Origin of the sequence: Campylobacter concisus, from assembly GCF_002913045.1 — a bacterium.
GTDB classification, from domain to species: Bacteria; Campylobacterota; Campylobacteria; order Campylobacterales; family Campylobacteraceae; genus Campylobacter_A; species Campylobacter_A concisus_AP.
In genome coordinates this window covers 159,408-173,182 of the sequence record NZ_PPAF01000038.1, presented here as the reverse complement: position 1 = coordinate 173,182, position 13,775 = coordinate 159,408, and the positions used below count along the sequence as shown (strand labels likewise).

Genomic DNA, 13,775 nt, shown 5'->3' with positions numbered 1-13,775 from the left:
CTAAGCTCTCTTTTTGGCTACATACTCTACGCACTCACTAAATTCTCCGCTAAATTTTTCACCATTATCAAAGAAAAAATCATGCTCGCTTCCATCATCTATTGCACTCTTTACATACTCTATAGAGCTGGTAAGGTCGCCTACGCATGAACATACATCAGCGCTTTTATCCTTTAGACTTTTATCACTTGTTATAATAAGTTCTATGCCACTATCAAAAACAAAATATTTCATATCTGCCACCATCTCTTTATGACTTCGATTTTATCCTTTTTGGCATAATTTTCAAAGTATTTTTTTAATGCTTGATTGTCTTTTGTAGGAAATATAGTGTCTATTTTATCACCATCAAAAATTATAATATAGCCGTTTTGTGTTTTTGCTATTGATTTTTGCTCAACATTTGCATGTGGAGCTATATGTGTGATAGAGTTAAGCGCTGAAACTATCTTTGCTGCTGATGTACGTTGCAGCAAATTTGCACTATGCTTTTTATCATTTGCGTTTGTAAAAGTCAGCACCCTCTCCACGCCCATTTTATCTATGTGTCTTATGATCTCGTCTTTGCCCGGTGCTTCGCTAGCTCTCATTGTTACGCCATCATTTTCATATTCATCAACCCATGCAGGCACGATCTCAGTCCTACATCTAAAATGATATGGCGGCATGCCAAAGTTACTATCCATCTTATCGCTTCTGCCGTTATATGGTGCTTTTGCCCATGTAGCTGCTGCCTTTTTGCTAGCCATATCCTTTGCATTCATGATATTATCGCACTGTCTTTCTATGTGCTCTGCTGGTATGAGCCTACCATTCATCGATCTACATATAGCGCTCGTTCTACTATCCATCACAGCTACTACTTTATAGTATTTTACGCCGTATTTCCTAGCCTGATTTACTGTTGATATGTTTTGATTTTGGCTGATGATATGATCACTCACTCCCTCAAAGTATCTCACGCTTTGCTTTAGCTCACTTGCAAATTCCTCTTTTAGTCTCCCTGCTAGTTCGCTTCTTGCTACCTCGCCACGAAAAGCACTCTCAATGATATCTTTTAGCCTATCACTAAAGTCTTTGTTAAACTCTTTGCCAACCCAATAGAAGTTATTTCTCATAGCGTTTATAGCCCTTATGTCTATCTCATCAAAGACTATATTTACGGCTATATTTTTACCTGCAAGCACGGCGTAAATTTCTTCAAGATTATTTGGTTTTATGTTTAGTCCCATTGATGAAATTTTAGAATTCACAAGCTCTTTTAACACCTTTTTATCAATGTTATAATTCTCATTTATAAATATAAGTAAATTTGCAAGCTGTGCCTCTAGCTCCTTTTTAGCTAGCTTCGCATTTTGTTTTATAAACTCATCTACTAGCTCGCTAACGCTCTTGTTTTTGTCAAATTTAGCCTTTAAAAGTGTGCTTAGAAGTAGCTCGTTATTCATTTTTTATACCCTTAAGATCGCCAAGCTCTTTAGTGGCTTTAGCATACTCTTGCCAGTACGGATCACAAAAAAGTGCTTCGATACTCACAAAGCTTCTTTTACACTTATCACAAACTCTATAACGCTTGTTTTGCAAGCCTTTCATAGTATTTAAAACCTTAGTCTTTTCAAAACCGCAGTAAGGACAAAACATAAAAATCCTTTTTATATATTTTTAAAAAATATTAGCTTTTTTTAGGATTTTTTTCACATTTTATAACGGCACTTAGTCCAGTAATGATCTTTGTAGCTTGGCTTGAGTTTAGTAAGGCTATGTTTGTCACAAGTGCTCCGATCTGGCGGTAGTAAAATCTCCTAGCACTATTTTCATCCCAGCCAAGAACATCTAGCAAAACCTCTATCTTTTTAAGCTGCTTCTGCGTGATAGCATCTTTTTTGAAAATGCGCCTACCTTTAATGTCTGGCTCAAAGCCTAGCCTATCATCTACTCTCTCTTGCAATATATCAAGGGCCAAATTTAGCTCGCTTATGCTAAGCTCCTTGCTGCTCTCTACACCAAAGCGAAGCATTAGCCACTCTTGCCAAGCTCCATTTTCTACGATCTGCTTGTAAAGTGGGTTTATATGGATGAGTGTTAAAAGTCTCTTTCTATACTCACTTTGGTTCATATTAGCCCCCTTATATCAAGCTCACGTCTTGCAAATTTTTCGCTCACTCCAGCACATCTTGCAAGCTTAGCTACATTTAGTCTGCCATTTTTAAATTTATAAAAATCCTCATCGTAACCAAGTGCATTTTTCAGCCTAAAAAGTGCATTTTCGTGTCTTTTAATAGCTAAATTTCTTAGGTGTTCTCTTTGCTTAGCGCTCATCTCTTGCCTTTAATGTTTCTCTTAACTGATCAAAGAGGTTGGCTAGATCTTTATCCATCTGCTTTTTAGGCTCTTTTTGTGCCAGCTTAGCGATTACATCGGTGAAGTAAATTCCATTTTGCTTTATCTCTTTGGCATGGATCTTCCAAAACTCACGCAAATTTGCCTTTATGGGCTCTAAATTGTTGTTAAAATACGCCTGATCATTTGGTGAAGCAAAGTAAAAGATCAATGTTTGATACTCTATGCTTGCCCCTTTTAGTGAGTATTTTAGGCAGCTATCTTTTAATGCATATTCACTCATCTCTTTTAAAAGCTCCATTAACGCCCCTTTAAATTTTATGCTCTTTCATTTAGCCCAAAGCCTTTTAAAATTTGCAAAGCTACTAGCTCTTTGCCTGCAAATTTCTCTTTTAGCTCTGGCTCAAGCATGCTAAGCCAATACGCATCGAGCTTTTCGTTAAACTCGGCTATCACTTCATCTCTAGGACGCAAGCACTTAAATTCTTTCATCTGTGCCTCTTTGTTAGCTGCGTGAAAAATTAGCTATTGCTTCTTCAAAAGTCAAAAATAGTTCCTTTGTTTTTAAGCCTTAATCAAGCCCTAAAATTTAGGGCTTTGTTAAAGCTTAGAGCATGCTAACAGCTGGTGCTTTCTCCTTTATCTCTAAGCACTCTTTTAAGCCATCATCATTTAATGCAAGCTCCTTTAGTTTCTTTTCAGGCTTATAGATGCACTCAGTTTTTACAAGTAGATCAAATTTGTCTGCAAGCAAATTTCTAAGCATCTCTTCATCACTTACTTTTACATCCCAGCCAAAACTAACTTTTACGCCGTTTTCTTCGCCTACAAAGCTTATGGTGGTAGCCTCATTCTCGCATAGTGCATCCCTAGCAAAACAAACAATGACATCTTTATGCTCCTTTAGCTTCTCGTTAAGGGCGTCTATTTGCATCTTTATCTCGCAAAAATCCTCTACCGCGCGAGTTAGTTTTTTGTCGCTTATCTCGTTCTCGTTTTTGCCTATTTTTACTCTCATTTTTTCTCTCCTTTCTTAGATTTTTTAGCCTTTTTAGGCTTTTGTGCTAGTTTTTTGTCTAAACTCGCCATCTCTTCTCCTTTAAATTTCTAACTCACTTATGCCAAGCTCTCTTGCATATTCTCTTTCTATATCCATACCTTTTGAAAACTCACTAGCTGGATGCTTTGAAAAATACACATAAGAGCAGTGGCTAAGCATTTCAAGTCCAGCCTTTAGCACCTCGTCTCTTTGCTCCTCGCTAAACACACCGCTAAATGCAAGCACAGGGCTAAGCGGTATATATCCGGCTTCTTTTACCTTTTTGCACTCTTCTTTAGCTACCATGCAAGCCATAAAGTCAGCATTTACCTTACCGCTTTTAAAGGCAGCATAAGGGCTAGCAACATATACAAGTCTCATTGTCTCTTTCATTTATCTCCTTTGTAAAATTTTGACTTAAAAAAGCCCTCTATTAAGGGCTTTGTAAAATCAAATACTTAAAGTATCAACTACAAAATCACTATCTTTCACATAGATATATAAGCCTCTTACTTCGTAAAATTTCTTTGAGTAAGATGCAAACATTCCCTTTATCATGGCTCTCTCCTTATGCTTTTATGCCTTGATATATCTCATCGCTATCGCTTTTTGCCTTACGCTCTTCAAGCAAAGCCATAAGCTCTCTTATCTCTTGCCATTTTTTAAAATTTCTTGGGTGAGATAGCTTTAAAAGCGCGCCTTTTTCTATTCTACGCACTTGCTCTACGCTTAGATTTAGTACCAAAGCTATCTCTTTTAGTGTCATTTTTCTATCCCAAGATAACCATATCAAGTGCCCTAGCAACGACACTCTCATCAACAAGGCATCCATTTAGCTCAGCTAGCCTCAAAGCCTTTTTATATAGCTTTGCACTGCTTCTAAAGTTACCTTTGCAGTAGGGAAATATCTCTTTTGTATAGATCTTCTCACACTCATCTTTGCTAAGCCCTTGCATGCACCATTTGCCACAAATTCGGCTAAAAAGCTGTCTTAGCTCCTTGTTTTTACCCATTAGATTTTTTAGTAGTATCTCTGTGCCACAAAGTATTAGCGGAGTGCGTGAGAAGTCATAAATTCTTCTTAGATCTTCAAGAGCCTTTAGCGGTAGATGCTCCGCCTCATCTACCATTATCACCTTATCGCTACTCTTTAAAAACCTTGCTACCGCCTTTAGCTTTGTGCTTAGCCCACCACTAGCATCGATCTTTAAAGCCTCGCATAGATCTTCAAGCAAAACCTTAGCGCTCGTGTGACAAGTTGCCTCTATCAAAACCACATTTGGATTATTCTTGGCAAATTCTTTCAAAACTGTTGTCTTGCCACTTCCAGCAAAGCCATATATTAGCCCTATCTCTTTTTCGGCTATCGCCTCACTTATGATGAAATTTGCCATCTTTACATCGCTAGTTACGTAAAACTCATTTTCTTTTGCGTTTGCGTGAAAATTCTTAGCTTTTTTGTTAAAATTATCGATGTAAGCATTGATTTTTGCATTTACTGCATCGCTATCGCCCTTATAACTTCCGGCACGAAGTTGGCTTATTAGCGATGCACTCACTCCTATTGCACGTGCAAGTGCTGATGCACTTATGTTGTTACTAGATAAAAATTCATCTAGCTTTTTTATATTTTCACTCATTACTACTCCTTTTAGTTATTTTCATTGACTATTTCTTGCCAACTTTTTATCTTTTTCTCTTTTTTTACATCACTGCCGGCTACAGCCAAAAGCTCATTATCAAGAGCTCTATTTTTGATTAGTGATCGGCTGCTTTTTTGTGCTGCTTCGATCTCTTTGCTCTCATTATTTACGCCCTTTAGCTCAGGCTTTAGTGCTCTTTTGGCTTCAAAGCTCATGACCATTTGTTTAAACTCTTCTTGGCTCTTATCTCTTGCCTCGCTAGCATCAGCTTTTATATCATGCAAGCGTTTGCTAAAGAGCTTTCTAGCTGCTTTTGCTTCCTCAATACTTACGCCCTCATCCATATCAAGAACATTTGCCACGCCTATGAAATTCTTATCATCCTCATCCCAAACAAAACACTCATTTATGTTGTCTATGTTTTCTCGGATGGTAACTCGCTCATACCCAAACATCTGAGCGTTATAAAAATTCACGCCACCCACGCTTACTCCCTTTTTACTCACATGCTTTAGCTCTTTTTTACTAAGTCTTGCACTAAGACTTATTGCGTCCATAGCCACAGCATCGTTTATCTTTTCGTTATATGCTTCGTTGCATGTTTTATTAAGGCGCTCTAGGTAGCGTGCGTTTAAGAAATTTTCAGCGTAAAGATCCATAAGCTCTTGCACTTCGCTAAGCTCTTTTAGTTTTGCTATATTAGTTTTTACGCCCTTTTTAAGGCGTCTCTCTTTTTTAGAGTAGAAAAACTCTATCGCTTGTCTCTCAGTTATGTTATGTCCGATATATCCGGCTAAATTTTCACTAAAACTATGTTGAAGCGCTCTAAAATTTCTCTCTACATAAGGTTTTAACCAACCACTATATGCTCTAACGGCCTCATAGCGTATCTCAAGCGAACCAAGAACCGAGCTCATATATTCACTCTTAAAGGCCTTACCATTATCGCCCTTTATAGTTTTTGGCTTGCCATACCTTATTATGTATTTAGCCACAGCTCTTGCTATTGCTAGGCTATTTTCGCTATCGCTTATATGAAAGCTTGCCACTCCTGAGTAGGTATCGATTAGTGCTATGATCGTATAGCGTTTTTGCCACTGCCTTACGTAGCTCTCAAACTCCTCTTTGCTTGAAAAGATATTATTTACAGCCTCATATCCTATGCTCTTGCATATATCACTGGCATTACATATCATGTCAAGTGGGCTAGCATCTATTTCAACGACTTCATTTATCGTTCTTACTGCCCAGTTGCTCACTCCAAGTGCTGGCATTTGTCTGCCTATAACGCCATCTTCGCCGTAAAGTATGAGATTTTTAAGAAGTTTGTTTTTCTTTAGGTAGTTATTTACATACCTATTTACCACCTCATAGCTCACACACTCATCTTTTTTGGCTAAAAACTCATCAAAACTTAGCTCACCGATCTGTGAAGTTGTATAGTAGTAGTTAAGCATCTTATGGATGTTTGTTATATTTATTCCACCTTTACCAACGCAAGACTTTATTAGCTCTTCACATTTTTTGCTAAGCCCAAGCTCTTCTAGCTTTAAAGTCTTATTGTTGCTCCTGCTATCCACAAGTGCATCTAAGCCACCCTTTTTAAATTTTCTTTGCCAGTCATAAAGCTTATTTGAGCTTACTTTTATAGGGTATTTATTGTTTGTGTTTAAAAACTCTATAAAACTACTCTCATCTATCTTCCCTTTTGCCTTATCCCACTCCAAAACTATTGCACGCTTACATAGTGCATCAGCTCTTTTTTCATCGCTACAAGTTGCTATTAGCGGCAAATTTGCTAAAGAGTTGCCGCTATTATTAGCGCTGCTACCATACATGGTGCCAGTAGCAGCGCAGCCATTGCCATTATCTATATTCTCTAGCTTATCATTACTACAAGATATAGCAAGTACATAGCCATTACTATCATTGCCACATTGTTCATCTCTTTTTACCTCCTCTTGTATCCATATATTCCGTGTTTTGTTACTCTTATCACAAAGCCCATCTCTTGCATCTTCATCACAAATTCTTCCAGCGCTCTCTTTGCTTTTATCTCCTGCCTCTTTTGCTCCATTGCTTGCTCTTCTATCGCCCTTTGCATTAGCTCCATCTCTTCCGCCCAGCTCATCTGCTCTGGCACGTCCTGTGCTGATACATCTCTCATCATTAGCGCTAGCCCCTTTGCCTGACTTCGCTCCACTTGCTGCATTGTAAGGCACGTCATAGCTCTCTCCTTCTCTTGTTTTACTGATCCTCTCTACGATCTCTGGGTAAATTCTCTCGTCTATATCTATTCGAAGGGTTTTGCCGCCACGACCAATGCCGTCTATATACATAAAACCTAATATATTAGGCTTTATACAGCAAAATTTTTTGCCTGATTTTTCAGCTCTTTTTACTGCTTTTACCAAAGCATCATATTTTATAGCTAAAATTTCAGCTGCAACCCTTGAATTTACCCACATTTAGGCTACCTTTATTCCATCTTTCTCTAGTATTTTTTTAGCCTTTTGGCTCACAAAACCTTTATAAAGGCTACTAAGACTAAGTCCTCTCATCTCACAATAGTCCTTGAGGTCGTGCTTTAGCTTCTGTTTTACCTCTCTTGTCACTTGCTTGACCCTATATGCTCTCATTTTTTCACTCCTTTATTTTAAATTTTTATATAATTTCATTATTAAGATGAGTTAAAAGGAGCAAAGATGTATAAAGACACACTAAGAAAGAAAAAAGATGATAGCTTTATAGTAAAAAACTATGAAAGTAACCTAAAGTTAAGCTACGACTCTATTAGGAAAGATTATGACATTATACTTACAAGTATCATACCAACTCAAAAAAATCTCATAAAAACATATTTATGGCTTAATACTTTCATTCTTGGTATATGCTTTTTCTTTGTCAAGGAAAAACTGATAACATCTTTTGTTCTATTTGAACTATTTATAACTCTCTTACCTTGTGTTATATCAATGGGTATTTTGCTTTTTGCTCTATATCACAATAAGGAAAAACTGTTTATATACTTTGAGCCAAAAACTATTGCCAATATCAAGAATGATAAATGGGGCTATGCTCAAGGGCTTATAAATTGTATAAAAGACACCAAAGAAGCCTTTGACTTTAACTCTAAAATAGTTAGTTTTAGAGCCTCCCTTATTAGATGGGGAGCTGCTTTTCTATTTTTATCCTTTTTATTTTTTGCCTTAACTACAGCTCATATATCATATAACTATTTTTATACAAATTATAGAAAGGAGGTAAAAACTATGGCTGATGATAAACCACCAGTAGAATCTGATGGCAACGACGCAACTAAGATGTTTCTAAGCACCAACAATCAAGTAAAAGTCAACAAAGAAAGCCTTAACGAGAGTGTTGAAATCAGAAAAAGTGGTAGCATTTCTATTACTGCAAGCAAAAAACCAAAACCAAGCAGCGAAACAAATGCTACTGTTTATAAGAAGGACAAAAAGTAGCCACTCATTCTTACAGCTCCTTGCTCTACAAAGCAAGGAGCTATTCATCAAATAAAAATATCCAGCCAAATAGCATAAAAGCCATAAAAAGCATCAATTCATCCATTTTTGCTCCTATATTCATCTCAACAATAAAATTTTAAAAGAACCTTTTAGAAACTTTTTACTTTTTTTAAAGTAATATTTTTCCAAATACATTTTGAATTATAGCCTAATATATTAGGTGTTGTCAAGGACTTTTTATGGATTTAGCACAAAAAATTAAATTTTTACGTTCAGAAAATGGTTGGACACAAGAGGATTTAGCTAATAAATCAGGTATTGGAAAATCTACTATCCAATTATATGAAGGAAAGACAGGTAACAAAAATCCTACGAATGAAAATTTAAAAAAATTAGCCAATGCTTTTCGTATTAGTGTTTCAGAATTAGCCAATGAAAATTTGTCCATAAGTAAGTCCATAAGTGAAAATGAAAATTTGTCCATAAGTAATAAAAATTTAGTTCGTAAGTCTAAAAATTTGTCCATAAGTCCTACAAACCTTAAAAACTCACAAAAAGATATAAAAACTATATCTATACCATATTTTGAAGATACGTATGCTAGTGCTGGTGGGGGAATGATAAACTACGATGAGGCACCGGTGATCATGGACTTTGATGAAGATTTTTTGCGTATGTTTTTACGTATAAGTGGGAGCATAAAGGGCATACATATAATAAATGCTCGTGGAGATAGTATGGAGCCTACTATAACTAGTGGAGAGCTCCTTTTTGTAAATCCTATGCAAAACGAAAATGGCATTATAAGTGGTTGTATATATATCATAAACTACGATGGTGACTTATATGTAAAACGTATTGAGAAAAATCCAACAACAAAGGCCATAACGCTTTTTTCGGACAATAAAAAATATGAGCCCATTATCATACAAAAACAAGATTTAGAATGTTGCCACATAATGGGTAGGGTAGTGTCACATATGAAAAAATCTTGATTTAAAGCCCATTTAAACGGCTTTTAAAAGACTTTGTAAAAAGATGTAAAGCTTTTGTAAAGTGATGTAAAAAAATTTTCGCCACTTTGATTTTGACCAAAACTCACTCTAACTACGAATTAATCGCACTTTCCTATGCCTTTTTATAACTTTGATATCTAACATAACTTTACATCTTTCTAAATTTTACTATCCAAATTCTATCTTTTAAGTGCTATAAAAATTCTCAAAATTTAATACATTTTGCAAAAATATAAAATAAACTTTAGAAAAAATATTTACTATGTTAAAATAAGAAAAAATTCTAAAAAGAAAGGAGAATTTTATGCAACAGACCTTAAATTCTCGTCGCAGCTTCATTGCAGCTGCAGGATTATTTTTTGCTACGACCGCGCTAAAGGCTGCACCAAAGGACTTTAGCGGTAGTAATGTTCGCTACGGCATGGCTATAGATCTAACAAGATGTGTTGGATGTCAGTCATGTACTATGAGCTGTATGTTAGAAAACGACGTTCAGCCAGGCGCTTTTAGAACCATTGTTTCCGAGTATGAGGCAAGAGATAAAAGCGGTAAAATGGTAGTCATTGCGTCACTTCCAAGGCTTTGCAACCACTGCAACAATCCAGCCTGTATTAGCGTTTGTCCAACTGGTGCTAGCCATCAAAGAAGTAATGGCATAGTAAAGATTGATGCAAAAGAGTGCATAGGCTGTGCGCTTTGCGTAGAGGCCTGTCCATATCACGCAAGATATCTTAGCCTGCATACCTACAAGGCCGATAAATGCACCTTTTGTGACCACAGACTAAGAGCAGGGCTTCAGCCAGCATGTGTAGAGAGCTGTGTGGGCGGTAGCCGTATAATAGGCGATCTTAATGATCCTAACTCAAATATTAGAAAATTTCTAGCCACACATGAGACTATGGTTATAGATAGCCCTAAAAATACAAATCCACAGGTGTTCTACCACGGCGTTAGTGAAATTTTGGCTAAAAACAATAAAAAACTCGAGCTTGATAATGGATATAAAAAGGTTATCAGCTGGAGCGAAGAGATAGCACAGTAAAAGGAAATAAATAATGCAAAGAAGAGAATTTTTAAAAAGATCAGCCGTGCTCTCAACACTAACCACGAGTGCTATGCTGGCAGATGAAGACAAGGACGACTATAAACCGCAGGCAAACTCACTAGAGCCTGAATTTCGAGTAAAGGACGGCAAAATTTCACTTAGTGATGGACATAGCGTTGTCTTTTCGATGTGTCATGGCTGTACGACGAAGTGTGGCATAAGGCTTCACGTAGATGAGAAAAACGACAAAGTTGTAAGATGTAGCGGCAACCCATACCACCCACTTGCAAATTTGCACTGGGCAAATTTTGACACATCGATAAATGACGCACTTCTTGCCACAACGGCAAGTGGTGAAGATGAAAAGCGAGCCACAGTTTGCGCTAGAGGAGCGATATTGCCTGAGATGATAGACTCACCTGCAAGGATACTAACGCCACTAAAGAGAGTTGGTAAAAGGGGTGAGGGCAAGTGGAAGAGCATAAGCTTTGAACAGCTAGTAGAAGAGGTAGTGGAGGGCGGAGATCTCTTTGGCGAGGGGCACGTGGACGGGCTAAGAGCAATATATAGCGACGAGCTAATCGATAGCGAAAACCCAGAGTACGGCACTAAACGCAACCAATTTTTAAGCTTTTACCTATATGACGGACGCTCAGACATCGTTGATCGCTTTGTCAAAAAGTCATTTGGCACTATAAATCACTACTCACACGGCGGAATTTGCGGTGGTGGCTTCAGGGTTGGCGGCAAGATCGCGCACAACGCAAAGGGCTTTGCACATACAAAACCAGACTATGAAAACTCTAAATTTGTCATCTACTGGGGCACTTCGCCGTCAAATGGTGGCAACCCTTTCCAAAAACAGGCAAAAATGCTCTCTTACGCAAGAGGCACTAGAGATGACTTTGCCTATGCAGTGGTCGATCCAAGCGTTACAAATGCTGTAAAATACGCCTCTTCGGACAAAGGCCGCTGGATAGCGATAAAGTCAGGCACCGACTCAGCTCTAGCCATGGCGATGATACGCTGGATCATAGAAAATGAAAAATACGCAACGAACTACCTTATCCAGCCAAATTTAGACCAGGCAAAGCTAGCAGGCGAGATACACTGGTGTAATGCCACGCATCTAGTCATCACCGAAAAAGACCACAAAGACTATGGTAAATTTGCACTTATCAACAATGAATGGCAGGTTTGCTCACAAGATGGCAAGATACAAAGCTACAAGGTAAATGAACCAGCCAAGCTCTACTACAAAGGCAAAATTTTAATAGATGGCAAAAAAGTCGAGGTAAAAAGCTCAATGCAGCTTTTAAAAGAATCAGCTTACAAGCATAGCTTAGAGGAGTACTCAAAAATTTGTGGTGTAAGCATTGAAGATATCATCTGGCTTTGTGAAAATTTCACTAAAAATGGCAGACAGGTAAGCACAAACGTGCATGGCGGTATGATGCATACGCAAGCTGGTATGACTACTTTTGCGATACTTTGTCTAAACACACTAATGGGCACTTACGGCTACAAAGGCGGCAACGTCAATGCAAGTGCTGGCACTCACGAGTTTTTAAAAGGCAGATATGACCTTGAGGGTTTTGAAGGCGCTTATAAACCAAACGGTCTAAATTTATCAAGATCAGGCAAATACTATGAAACAAGCTCTGAGTATAAGCGCAAAGTGGCAGCTGGCGGCAGCGGCTATCCATCAACTCAGCCATGGTATCCTATCTCTATGCCACTTGTAAACGAAACACTTACGAGCCACAAGGCTGGCTATCCATACAAAGTAAAAGTTTTCATAAACTATATGACAAACGTACTTTACGGCCAAGCTGGACTTGAAAGAGCGGTTTTAGACGCGCTAAAAGATAGTAAAAATTTACCACTTTTTGTGGGTATCGACGCCTTTATGAACGAAACAAACGCCTATGCTGACTACATCGTGCCAGATGGGGTAAATTTAGAAAACTGGGCGCTTCCAAACTCTCTTTGGGGAACAATCGCTAAAACTTCAGTCGTACGCTACCCAGCCGTTAGCCCAAAGCAAGCAAAGGATAAAAACGGCGGCGTAATCGACGTTGAGGCGTTTTATATAGCCGTAGCAAAGAGGCTTGGACTAAAAGGCTTTGGCAAAAATGCATTTAAAGATAAAGACGGAAATTTCATGGATCTTGACGTAAAAGAGCAGTATTATGCGGCTGCTTTGGCAAATTTAGCATTTGACGGCGAGGGTGTAAAAGATATAAGCAACGAAGATAAAAAGCTTAGTAAAATTTCAAAGATAATGGACAAGCTTGATCCTTATTTAAAAGACGAAGAGAAGCCAAAAGTGGCGCACGTGCTAGCAAAAGGCGGTAGGTACGATAGCTACGAGAGTGCTTACAAGGGCGACAAAATGACCTTAAAGGTGCCAGCGCCTACGCCAGCTTCTATCTACTACGAGCCACTTGGCGGGCATAGACACTCAATAACAGGCGAATATATGCCAGGAGTGCCAACTCTAATGCTTCCAGTTGCAAGCGATGGCACGCCACTTGAGAAATTTTTCCCACGCTCTGAGTGGAAATATGTGGTGAGCTCTAGAAAGTCAAATATACAGCACTTCTACACATTTGTTAGCCCAAGACTTAGAGCTGTTCATCCTAAAAACTTCATCAGGATTGCAACAGACGTGGCTAAAGAGCAAGGCATAGTCTCAGGCGATAAGGTCAAAGTGACTACGCCTTACGGCGCGCAAGTTGGCGAGGCATTTGTGACAGATGGCGTTGCTAGCGGGGTTATTAGCATAGAGCATGGATTTGGACATGATGAGTTTGGTATAAGAACGCACATCGTCGATGGAAAGCCAGCTTTTGGGATCGCAAATTTAGAAAAAGGGGTCAATCATAATAAACTTGGACTTCTTGATCCAAAAAGAAATGGCGAATTTAGTTTAAATGACTGGCTGGTTGGTACTTGCGCTAGACAAGCACTTCCTGCAAAGATAAGGAAGATCGGCTAATTTAATATAAATTTGGCGAGCAGAGTAAAATTTGCTTGCCAAATTTCACTTTTGTAAAAGCTTTTGTCTTGCGGATTGTAAATTTAGATACAGAGCAAACCTTTGGACTGCTTGCAAGCTAAATTTTCCTCATATATTTATAGGGTTTCATAGTTAAATAATATTTTAATTTTGCATGAGTTAAATTTAGTATTGCTAGTTTGCTT

General features: G+C 38.1%; 17 protein-coding genes. 4 read left to right on the top strand and 13 right to left on the bottom strand.

Features of this window, described 5'->3' with window-relative positions; all coding sequences use genetic code 11:
* The 13 genes from CYP43_RS08080 to CYP43_RS09550 form a co-directional block, all read right to left on the bottom strand.
* Positions 1-234: a hypothetical protein gene (locus CYP43_RS08080; RefSeq protein ID WP_103583181.1), complete on the bottom strand. Its 234-nt coding sequence runs from the start codon at positions 232-234 to the stop codon at positions 1-3.
* Positions 231-1,448: a hypothetical protein gene (locus tag CYP43_RS08075; RefSeq protein ID WP_141089845.1), complete on the bottom strand. Its 1,218-nt coding sequence runs from the start codon at positions 1,446-1,448 to the stop codon at positions 231-233. Before CYP43_RS08075 ends, CYP43_RS08080 begins: the two co-directional genes overlap by 4 nt.
* Complete coding sequence (locus CYP43_RS08070; protein WP_054196762.1) at positions 1,441-1,641, bottom strand: hypothetical protein; 201 nt, start codon at positions 1,639-1,641, stop codon at positions 1,441-1,443. The genes CYP43_RS08075 and CYP43_RS08070 overlap by 8 nt, the downstream gene beginning before the upstream one ends.
* Before the next feature lie 31 nt (positions 1,642-1,672).
* Positions 1,673-2,116 carry a phage protein GemA/Gp16 family protein gene (locus CYP43_RS08065; RefSeq protein WP_103583180.1) on the bottom strand — a complete coding sequence of 148 codons (444 nt, stop codon included), beginning with the start codon at positions 2,114-2,116 and terminating at the stop codon, positions 1,673-1,675.
* On the bottom strand, positions 2,113-2,319 hold the full coding sequence (locus CYP43_RS08060) for a hypothetical protein (protein WP_103583179.1): 207 nt from the start codon (positions 2,317-2,319) through the stop codon (positions 2,113-2,115). The genes CYP43_RS08065 and CYP43_RS08060 overlap by 4 nt, the downstream gene beginning before the upstream one ends.
* Positions 2,309-2,641 carry a hypothetical protein gene (locus CYP43_RS08055; protein WP_103583178.1) on the bottom strand — a complete coding sequence of 111 codons (333 nt, stop codon included), beginning with the start codon at positions 2,639-2,641 and terminating at the stop codon, positions 2,309-2,311. Before CYP43_RS08055 ends, CYP43_RS08060 begins: the two co-directional genes overlap by 11 nt.
* Positions 2,642-2,658: 17 nt before the next feature.
* Positions 2,659-2,832 (bottom strand): hypothetical protein, encoded by a 174-nt coding sequence (locus tag CYP43_RS09555; protein ID WP_180998667.1) that lies wholly within the window; start codon positions 2,830-2,832, stop codon positions 2,659-2,661.
* Between the two features lie 115 nt (positions 2,833-2,947).
* Entirely contained in the window at positions 2,948-3,358 is a 411-nt protein-coding gene (locus CYP43_RS08050; protein ID WP_103583177.1) for a hypothetical protein, read from the bottom strand.
* Between the two features lie 81 nt (positions 3,359-3,439).
* On the bottom strand, positions 3,440-3,772 hold the full coding sequence (locus CYP43_RS08045) for a DUF1937 family protein (protein WP_103583176.1): 333 nt from the start codon (positions 3,770-3,772) through the stop codon (positions 3,440-3,442).
* Between the two features lie 175 nt (positions 3,773-3,947).
* Positions 3,948-4,145 (bottom strand): sigma factor-like helix-turn-helix DNA-binding protein, encoded by a 198-nt coding sequence (locus CYP43_RS08040; RefSeq protein WP_159070832.1) that lies wholly within the window; start codon positions 4,143-4,145, stop codon positions 3,948-3,950.
* A gap of 4 nt (positions 4,146-4,149) precedes the next feature.
* Positions 4,150-5,019: an AAA family ATPase gene (locus tag CYP43_RS08035; protein ID WP_103583174.1), complete on the bottom strand. Its 870-nt coding sequence runs from the start codon at positions 5,017-5,019 to the stop codon at positions 4,150-4,152.
* A gap of 11 nt (positions 5,020-5,030) precedes the next feature.
* Positions 5,031-7,490 (bottom strand): Mu transposase C-terminal domain-containing protein, encoded by a 2,460-nt coding sequence (locus CYP43_RS08030; protein WP_103583173.1) that lies wholly within the window; start codon positions 7,488-7,490, stop codon positions 5,031-5,033.
* Positions 7,491-7,661, bottom strand: a complete 171-nt coding sequence (locus tag CYP43_RS09550) for a hypothetical protein (RefSeq protein WP_180371744.1) — start codon at positions 7,659-7,661, stop codon at positions 7,491-7,493.
* A gap of 66 nt (positions 7,662-7,727) precedes the next feature.
* Between CYP43_RS09550 and CYP43_RS08025 the strand changes: the two genes are divergently transcribed.
* From CYP43_RS08025 to CYP43_RS08010, 4 genes are all read left to right on the top strand, one after another.
* Positions 7,728-8,504, top strand: a complete 777-nt coding sequence (locus CYP43_RS08025; protein ID WP_103583172.1) for a hypothetical protein — start codon at positions 7,728-7,730, stop codon at positions 8,502-8,504.
* A 242-nt stretch (positions 8,505-8,746) separates the two neighbouring features.
* Positions 8,747-9,502: an XRE family transcriptional regulator gene (locus CYP43_RS08020; RefSeq protein WP_103583171.1), complete on the top strand. Its 756-nt coding sequence runs from the start codon at positions 8,747-8,749 to the stop codon at positions 9,500-9,502.
* A 325-nt stretch (positions 9,503-9,827) separates the two neighbouring features.
* On the top strand, positions 9,828-10,565 hold the full coding sequence (locus CYP43_RS08015; protein WP_103583170.1) for a 4Fe-4S dicluster domain-containing protein: 738 nt from the start codon (positions 9,828-9,830) through the stop codon (positions 10,563-10,565).
* Between the two features lie 13 nt (positions 10,566-10,578).
* Positions 10,579-13,569, top strand: a complete 2,991-nt coding sequence (locus CYP43_RS08010; protein ID WP_103583169.1) for a molybdopterin-dependent oxidoreductase — start codon at positions 10,579-10,581, stop codon at positions 13,567-13,569.
* The last annotated feature ends 206 nt before the right edge of the window (positions 13,570-13,775 follow it).

What these genes read in the sequence shown, in the direction of transcription:
- CYP43_RS08010 (WP_103583169.1), top strand. Translation starts at nt 10,579, where the DNA reads ATGCAAAGAAGAGAATTTTTAAAAAGATCAGCCGTGCTCTCAACACTA.
- CYP43_RS08025 (WP_103583172.1), top strand. Translation starts at nt 7,728, where the DNA reads ATGTATAAAGACACACTAAGAAAGAAAAAAGATGATAGCTTTATAGTA.
- CYP43_RS08030 (WP_103583173.1), bottom strand. Translation starts at nt 7,490, where the DNA reads ATGTGGGTAAATTCAAGGGTTGCAGCTGAAATTTTAGCTATAAAATAT.
- CYP43_RS09555 (WP_180998667.1), bottom strand. Translation starts at nt 2,832, where the DNA reads ATGAAAGAATTTAAGTGCTTGCGTCCTAGAGATGAAGTGATAGCCGAG.
- CYP43_RS08080 (WP_103583181.1), bottom strand. Translation starts at nt 234, where the DNA reads ATGAAATATTTTGTTTTTGATAGTGGCATAGAACTTATTATAACAAGT.
- CYP43_RS08060 (WP_103583179.1), bottom strand. Translation starts at nt 2,319, where the DNA reads ATGAGCGCTAAGCAAAGAGAACACCTAAGAAATTTAGCTATTAAAAGA.
- CYP43_RS08035 (WP_103583174.1), bottom strand. Translation starts at nt 5,019, where the DNA reads ATGAGTGAAAATATAAAAAAGCTAGATGAATTTTTATCTAGTAACAAC.
- CYP43_RS08015 (WP_103583170.1), top strand. Translation starts at nt 9,828, where the DNA reads ATGCAACAGACCTTAAATTCTCGTCGCAGCTTCATTGCAGCTGCAGGA.
- CYP43_RS08055 (WP_103583178.1), bottom strand. Translation starts at nt 2,641, where the DNA reads ATGGAGCTTTTAAAAGAGATGAGTGAATATGCATTAAAAGATAGCTGC.
- CYP43_RS08045 (WP_103583176.1), bottom strand. Translation starts at nt 3,772, where the DNA reads ATGAAAGAGACAATGAGACTTGTATATGTTGCTAGCCCTTATGCTGCC.
- CYP43_RS08050 (WP_103583177.1), bottom strand. Translation starts at nt 3,358, where the DNA reads ATGAGAGTAAAAATAGGCAAAAACGAGAACGAGATAAGCGACAAAAAA.
- CYP43_RS09550 (WP_180371744.1), bottom strand. Translation starts at nt 7,661, where the DNA reads ATGAGAGCATATAGGGTCAAGCAAGTGACAAGAGAGGTAAAACAGAAG.
- CYP43_RS08070 (WP_054196762.1), bottom strand. Translation starts at nt 1,641, where the DNA reads ATGTTTTGTCCTTACTGCGGTTTTGAAAAGACTAAGGTTTTAAATACT.
- CYP43_RS08065 (WP_103583180.1), bottom strand. Translation starts at nt 2,116, where the DNA reads ATGAACCAAAGTGAGTATAGAAAGAGACTTTTAACACTCATCCATATA.
- CYP43_RS08075 (WP_141089845.1), bottom strand. Translation starts at nt 1,448, where the DNA reads ATGAATAACGAGCTACTTCTAAGCACACTTTTAAAGGCTAAATTTGAC.
- CYP43_RS08020 (WP_103583171.1), top strand. Translation starts at nt 8,747, where the DNA reads ATGGATTTAGCACAAAAAATTAAATTTTTACGTTCAGAAAATGGTTGG.
- CYP43_RS08040 (WP_159070832.1), bottom strand. Translation starts at nt 4,145, where the DNA reads ATGACACTAAAAGAGATAGCTTTGGTACTAAATCTAAGCGTAGAGCAA.